Origin of the sequence: Mesorhizobium sp. WSM4310 (genome assembly GCF_007003935.1) — a bacterium.
GTDB lineage: Bacteria > Pseudomonadota > Alphaproteobacteria > Rhizobiales > Rhizobiaceae > Mesorhizobium.
In genome coordinates this window covers 154,984-161,003 of sequence record NZ_VFTA01000014.1, presented here as the reverse complement: position 1 = coordinate 161,003, position 6,020 = coordinate 154,984, and the positions used below count along the sequence as shown (strand labels likewise).

The window sequence follows — 6,020 nt, the reverse complement described above, 5'->3', positions numbered from 1 at the left end:
GCGCGCGCCCCCCCCCTCGACACCATCCCTAATGCGATCTGCACAACCCGGCAAGGCTATCCTACGGCGAGGCTTTACGACAGGTGCCCCTGACATTGGCTGGGAAAGTGGAGTTGCACATGCGTGACAAGACGCAGTTGACAGGGCTCGAAACAGAAACTGTCAATTCCGCCAAAACCCGCAAGCCGCTTTATGCCGCGCGTCAAAAGATCTTTCCGAAGCGCGCCTCGGGCAACTTTCGTCGCTTCAAATGGCTGGTGATGACGATCACACTTGGCATCTATTACCTGGCTGCGTGGCTGCCTTGGGCTCGCGGTCCATTTGCCCCGGACCAGGCAGTCCTGCTCGATCTCGCGAACCGGCGCTTCTACTTCTTCTTCATCGAGATATGGCCCCAGGAATTCTTCTATGTGGCCGGCCTCCTGGTCATGGCGGGCGTCGGTCTTTTCCTGATCACCTCGACTGTCGGCCGTGCCTGGTGCGGCTATGCATGCCCTCAGACGGTGTGGGTCGATCTGTTCCTCGTCGTCGAACGTGCGATAGAGGGCGACCGTAACGCTCGCATGAAACTCGATGCAGGCCCCTGGACCGCCCGCAAGCTGATGCTGCGCTTATCGAAGCACGCCGTCTGGCTGGTCATCGGTGCGGCGACCGGCGGCGCCTGGATTTTCTATTTTGCCGATGCGCCGACGCTGGTTGGCGAACTCTTCACCGGCACCGCGCCACCCGTCGCCTACATCACTGTCGCCGTGCTGACGGCTACCACCTACACGTTCGGCGGTCTGATGCGCGAGCAGGTCTGCACCTACATGTGCCCATGGCCGCGCATCCAGGCAGCGATGCTCGACGAAAGTTCTCTCACCGTCACCTACAATGACTGGCGCGGCGAACCGCGTTCTCGCCACGCCAAGAAGGTCCTTGCCGCAGGGCTGCCGGTCGGTGACTGCGTCGACTGCAATGCCTGCGTCGCGGTCTGCCCGATGGGGATCGACATCCGCGATGGCCAGCAGATGGAATGCATCACCTGCGCGCTGTGCATAGACGCCTGCGACGGGGTCATGGACAAGCTCGGCAAGGAGCGCGGGCTGATCTCCTATGCGACACTGTCCGACTACAACGCCAACATGATGCTGGCGACCGCGGGCGGCTCCAGTTCAGTCAACCCGTCGCAGGTCAGGACCGCTGATGGCCTGTTCTCCGACAAGGTGGCGCATTTCCATATCCGCAAGATCTTTCGGCCACGCACCTACGTCTACATGGGTATCTGGTCGCTGATCGGCCTGGGTCTGCTCTATTCGCTGCTGACGCGCGATCGGCTCGAAGTCAACGTGCTGCATGATCGCAATCCGCAATTTGTCACGCTGTCCGACGGCTCGATCCGCAACGGCTACACCGTCAAGCTGCTCAACATGATCCCCGAGCCAAGGACGATCGTTGTCGCGATTCAAGGCTTGCAGGGCGCCGAGATGAGCGTGGTCGGCGACGACATCCCGGAAGGCCGTTCTTTTGCCATTCCGGTCGAACCCGACCGCCTGAAAATGCTGAAGGTCTTCGTGCGCCAGCCGGCGGATCAAATCCAGGGCACAGCGCAGACCTTCAAGTTCCGTGTCGAGGACAAGGCGAGCTTCGAGGCGGACGAATACACCGCCACCTTCAACGCGCCGGAGACTGCCAGATGACCGCTAACGCTGAAAAACCCCGCGTATTCACCGGCAGGCACATGCTGGCCATCATCCTAGCCTTTTTCGGGGTGGTCATCGCGGTCAATCTGACGATGGCAACGCTCGCCAACACGAGCTGGACCGGCCTTGTCGTCGAAAACACCTATGTGGCGAGCCAGCAGTTCAACAAGAAGGCCGAGGAGGGGCGGGCGCAGGCAGCGCTCGGCTGGACCGGCAAGCTGACCATCGCATGGGGCGAGGTCCGCTATAGCCTTACCGACGCCGTCGGCAAGCCGATTGCCTTGCATGGCGTCAAGGTGCTGTTTCGCCATCCCGCCTACGAGAAAGAGGACAAGGCGGTCAACCTCGCCCTCGCCTCCGGCCAGGAATTCGCAGCCCAGCACATGCCGAAGGATGGCGTCTGGATCGTCGAAGTCGACGCTGACGCCGGTCTGGCCGAGCCCTACCGCGAAGTCCGCAGGATCATGATTTCCCATGGAGCGCTGAAATGAGTTGTTGTGCACCGGGCGCCGAAATGGCGCTTGATCTGGGCAGCACCACGTCGGTCCTGCCGTCTAGTCAAGAGATCAGGCTGGCGAGCCGATCGCTTGGAGATGATCTCCGCCAAACCGATCTTTCGGTGCCGAGCGTTCATTGCGCAGCTTGTATCCAGACGATCGAGACGGCGTTGGGAACGCTCGATCGCGTCGAGAGCGCCCGCGTCAACCTGTCGACGAAACGGGTCTCGGTCCGCTGGCGTGGCGACGAGGTTCCACCGTTCGTCGCCGCGCTTGGACGGCTCGGCTACCAGGCGCATCTCTTCGCCCCCGAGATTGATGAAAAGGACAGGACGCTTTCGGAGTTGATCCGCGCCGTCGCGGTTGCCGGGTTCGCGGCGGGCAATATCATGCTGCTTTCGGTCTCTGTCTGGTCCGGGGCCGAAGGGGCTACCCGCGACCTGTTTCACTGGGTCTCCGCATTGATCGCCATCCCAGCGCTCGCCTTCGCCGGCGGCATCTTCTTCCGCTCGGCCTGGAATGCACTGCGCCACGGCCGCATGAACATGGACGTGCCGATCGCGGTCGGAGTGTCGCTCGCTTACGCCATGAGCCTCTATGAGACGATCAACCATGGCGACCACGCCTATTTCGACGCGTCGGTTTCGCTGCTTTTTTTCCTTTTGATCGGCAGGACGCTGGATCACGTGATGCGCGAACGTGCCCGCACCGCGGTGAAAGGCCTGTCGCAGCTGGCCGCACGCGGCGCCATGGTGCTGCGCGGCGATGGCGCGCGCGACTATCTGCCGGTTGGCGAGATCGAACCGGGGATGCAGCTGCTGATCGCGGCCGGTGAAAGGATCCCCGTCGACGGCAAGATCATCCACGGAGCGTCTGATCTCGACTGCTCGCTGGCCTCAGGCGAAAGCGCGCCGAAAAACGTGGCGCCGGGCGAAGCCGTGCAGGCCGGCGTGCTCAATCTTACCGGCCCGCTGACGATCGAGGCGACCGCCGCCGCGAAGGATTCGTTCCTCGCCGAAATGGTTCGGCTGATGGAAGCCGCAGAGGGCGGTCGCGCGCACTATCGCCGCATCGCTGATCGCGTGTCGGCACTCTACGCGCCCGTGGTTCATCTCACCGCCTTCGTGACATTCCTGGGTTGGATGGCGGCGACGGGCGACTGGCACCGGGCGATGACGATCGCCATTGCCGTTCTGATCATCACCTGCCCGTGCGCGCTCGGCCTCGCCGTACCGATCGTTCAGGTGGTCGCCGCGCGGCGTCTGTTCGAGAACGGCATCATGGTCAAGGACGGTTCGGCCATGGAGCGCCTGGCGACGATTGATAACGCAGTGTTCGACAAGACCGGAACGCTCACGCTCGGACAACCCCGGCTCCTCAATGCATCGTCGATCGATCCGGCCATGCTGGCAATCGCGGCAGACATGGCCGCGCACTCGCGTCACCCGTTTTCAAAGGCCATAACCGGCTTTGCCGCTCCTGGCGGGCAACACAAATTCGATGCCGTCACAGAGCATCCGGGGTTCGGGATCGAAGCCACTGTCGCCGGAAGCATCTGGCGGCTGGGTCGACGCGGATGGGCTGGATGGAAGGCCCGGACCGGTGGTGAAGGCAACCATGGCTATGGCGGAACGGTGCTGACAAAAGACGGGTTCATTGTCGCGACCTTCGATTTCGAGGATGCGCTGCGCGCCGACGCGGCGGCGGCGATCAAGCGATTGAACGATACTGGGGTGTCGATGCAAATGCTGTCGGGCGATACCGCAGGTGCCTGCGGTGAAGTTGCAAGAATGCTGGGTGTCGAGGACTTCGTTCCGTGCCTGCTGCCGTCGGGCAAGGTCGAGCGCATCGAGACCCTGGCGAAAGACGGACACAAGGTTCTGATGGTTGGCGACGGCCTCAACGACACGCCGGCGCTGAGCGCGGCGCATGTCTCGATCGCTCCGGCCACCGCCGCCGACATTGGCCGCAATGCCGCCGACTTCGTATTCCTGCGCGAAAGCCTTCTGGCAGTGCCTCTCGCGCTGGACGTCTCGCGCAAGGCGGGACACCTGATCCGCCAGAACATCGCGATTGCGATCGTCTACAATGCCGTCGCCGTGCCGATCGCCATCCTGGGCCACGCCACGCCTTTGTTAGCGGCGATTGCCATGTCTGCCTCATCGGTGCTTGTTATTGGAAACGCATTGCGCTTGCACGGCTTCGGGGCGAATGCGACGCTGCAAGTTATTCAAAAAGTCGGACGCTCCGCAGTCAGCTATTCGGCATAATCCTCGTGACGACGTTGCTCTATCTCATACCAGTGGCCCTTTTTCTGGGTGCACTGGGTGTGTCCGGCTTCGTCTGGGCATTGCGAAGCGGTCAATACGAAGATCTCGACGGAGCCGCCGAGCGGATACTAATTGATCGGGACGACAAACCGGAACGCTGATTTCAATCCGCTGTGCATAAGATGCGCGGATCGCGCTCGTCAGTCGAGCCGGCTCGGTCGGGAACAAGCTGTCCATGCTCCATGCTCCATGCTCCATGCTCCATGCTCCATGACCATCTTGACCTAAGCTGCACACTACATTTGTGAAAAGCCTCTGTCGTGCGAAGGACTGCCTCCCATTGCACCCAGTATGAGGCGTGTGATGCCACGAGAGTACCTCGCGTGGCCGGACGAGAGCTTGGCAATGTGCGCACGGGTTCCAAAGTGGAACGTCACGGTCGATCACCTGACCGTGAACCGCCAGTGCCGATTGGTCATGTCTGGCTGATCCAGATCAGGGTCATACTCATCGGCGTGGTCTATTGACCAGTCTTCGACGGAGAAATGCATGACTTACGGAAAGATTGGTCGTCATTATCAGCACCTTCACGGTTCTGGGTTTTCTGTCGTGTGGTCGGCCATGCCTTGTGCTTACGGCGCAGCCATTAGCTGACCGGCGTCGTGTGTATCTCGCTTGCTGGCTGACCATCCGCGTGGCTTGCGCGGACAGGGGGCCGATCAACAGCTTTCGCCTTTGATGGGTTGTGTGCGTCGTTGCCGATCCATCCCGATTCCCGGCCCGCGCCTTGAGGCTATGCGACGGTACCGGAACCCAGCGCACGTCACGCGGTTCCGCGCGCGTGGTGTCCGCTCGTCACGACGATGAACGAACAAGCGGCTGGAGTACCATGAACACCGTACACATCATCGACTGCCACAATGCAAATGACTACTTCGCCGACAGGCAAGAGGGACCGATCGTGCAGCACTTGTTAAAGGCTGTCAACATCCGCGCGGAGCTCCAAATGGCGTTGAACCGAACGAAATTTGGTGAGGCTGTAGTACGAGCGATGGAGGCGGAGTGCGACGTGCTTCACATCGCCGGGCACGGCAATGGTGACGGGATCGCTTCGTCCAGTGGGCGAAGTGGCCTTCTTTGGGCTGACTTCGTAAAAATGTTCCAGGGCTCGCATCCAGCGCCGAAGATCCTCGTGATGTCAACGTGCTGCGGAGCATCATCGGGGTTGGGACGTGCGTTTTCGAAATCGATCAACCGTCCGAAGTTGATCATTGGTTCGAGTGACGCGCGCTATTTCGACGACTATGTCGCCGCGTGGGCTTTGCTCTATCGGCGACTGAATTGCAAGGACATCGACATCGAAGCCATGCAGCAGGTTCTTGATGAGATATGCGCGGTCGTGGATAAAAGTTTCCGCTACCTTGGCTGGGATGACGAGAGAGAGCGCTACGTTCGATACCCTCACCCTCGCAAGAGAGCCCGCTTCGACGTCGTGGAGCGTGAGTAGTATGCGCAAGGGTTCCAGGTGGAATGTGGCGATCGATGCGGCGCGGCCGTCGCTGACCAGCGTC

General features: G+C 61.2%; 5 protein-coding genes. All 5 read left to right on the top strand.

Annotation, left to right across the window (positions count from 1 at the left end):
• Positions 1-119 precede the first annotated feature (119 nt).
• The 5 genes from ccoG to FJV80_RS17350 all read left to right on the top strand — a co-directional run bounded on the left by ccoG (position 120) and on the right by FJV80_RS17350 (position 5,956).
• Complete coding sequence (gene ccoG / locus FJV80_RS17370) at positions 120-1,679, top strand: cytochrome c oxidase accessory protein CcoG (protein WP_063169222.1); 1,560 nt, start codon at positions 120-122, stop codon at positions 1,677-1,679.
• A complete protein-coding gene (locus tag FJV80_RS17365) occupies positions 1,676-2,173 on the top strand; it encodes a FixH family protein (protein ID WP_063169221.1) in 498 nt (165 codons plus the stop codon). The genes ccoG and FJV80_RS17365 overlap by 4 nt, the downstream gene beginning before the upstream one ends.
• The gene (locus FJV80_RS17360) at positions 2,170-4,449 is read left to right on the top strand and encodes a cation-translocating P-type ATPase (RefSeq protein WP_063169220.1); all 2,280 of its coding nucleotides are present in this window, start codon (positions 2,170-2,172) and stop codon (positions 4,447-4,449) included. The genes FJV80_RS17365 and FJV80_RS17360 overlap by 4 nt, the downstream gene beginning before the upstream one ends.
• Positions 4,450-4,454: 5 nt before the next feature.
• On the top strand, positions 4,455-4,610 hold the full coding sequence (gene ccoS / locus FJV80_RS17355) for a cbb3-type cytochrome oxidase assembly protein CcoS (protein ID WP_081714250.1): 156 nt from the start codon (positions 4,455-4,457) through the stop codon (positions 4,608-4,610).
• A 728-nt stretch (positions 4,611-5,338) separates the two neighbouring features.
• Positions 5,339-5,956 carry a hypothetical protein gene (locus FJV80_RS17350; RefSeq protein WP_063169219.1) on the top strand — a complete coding sequence of 206 codons (618 nt, stop codon included), beginning with the start codon at positions 5,339-5,341 and terminating at the stop codon, positions 5,954-5,956.
• Positions 5,957-6,020 lie beyond the last annotated feature (64 nt).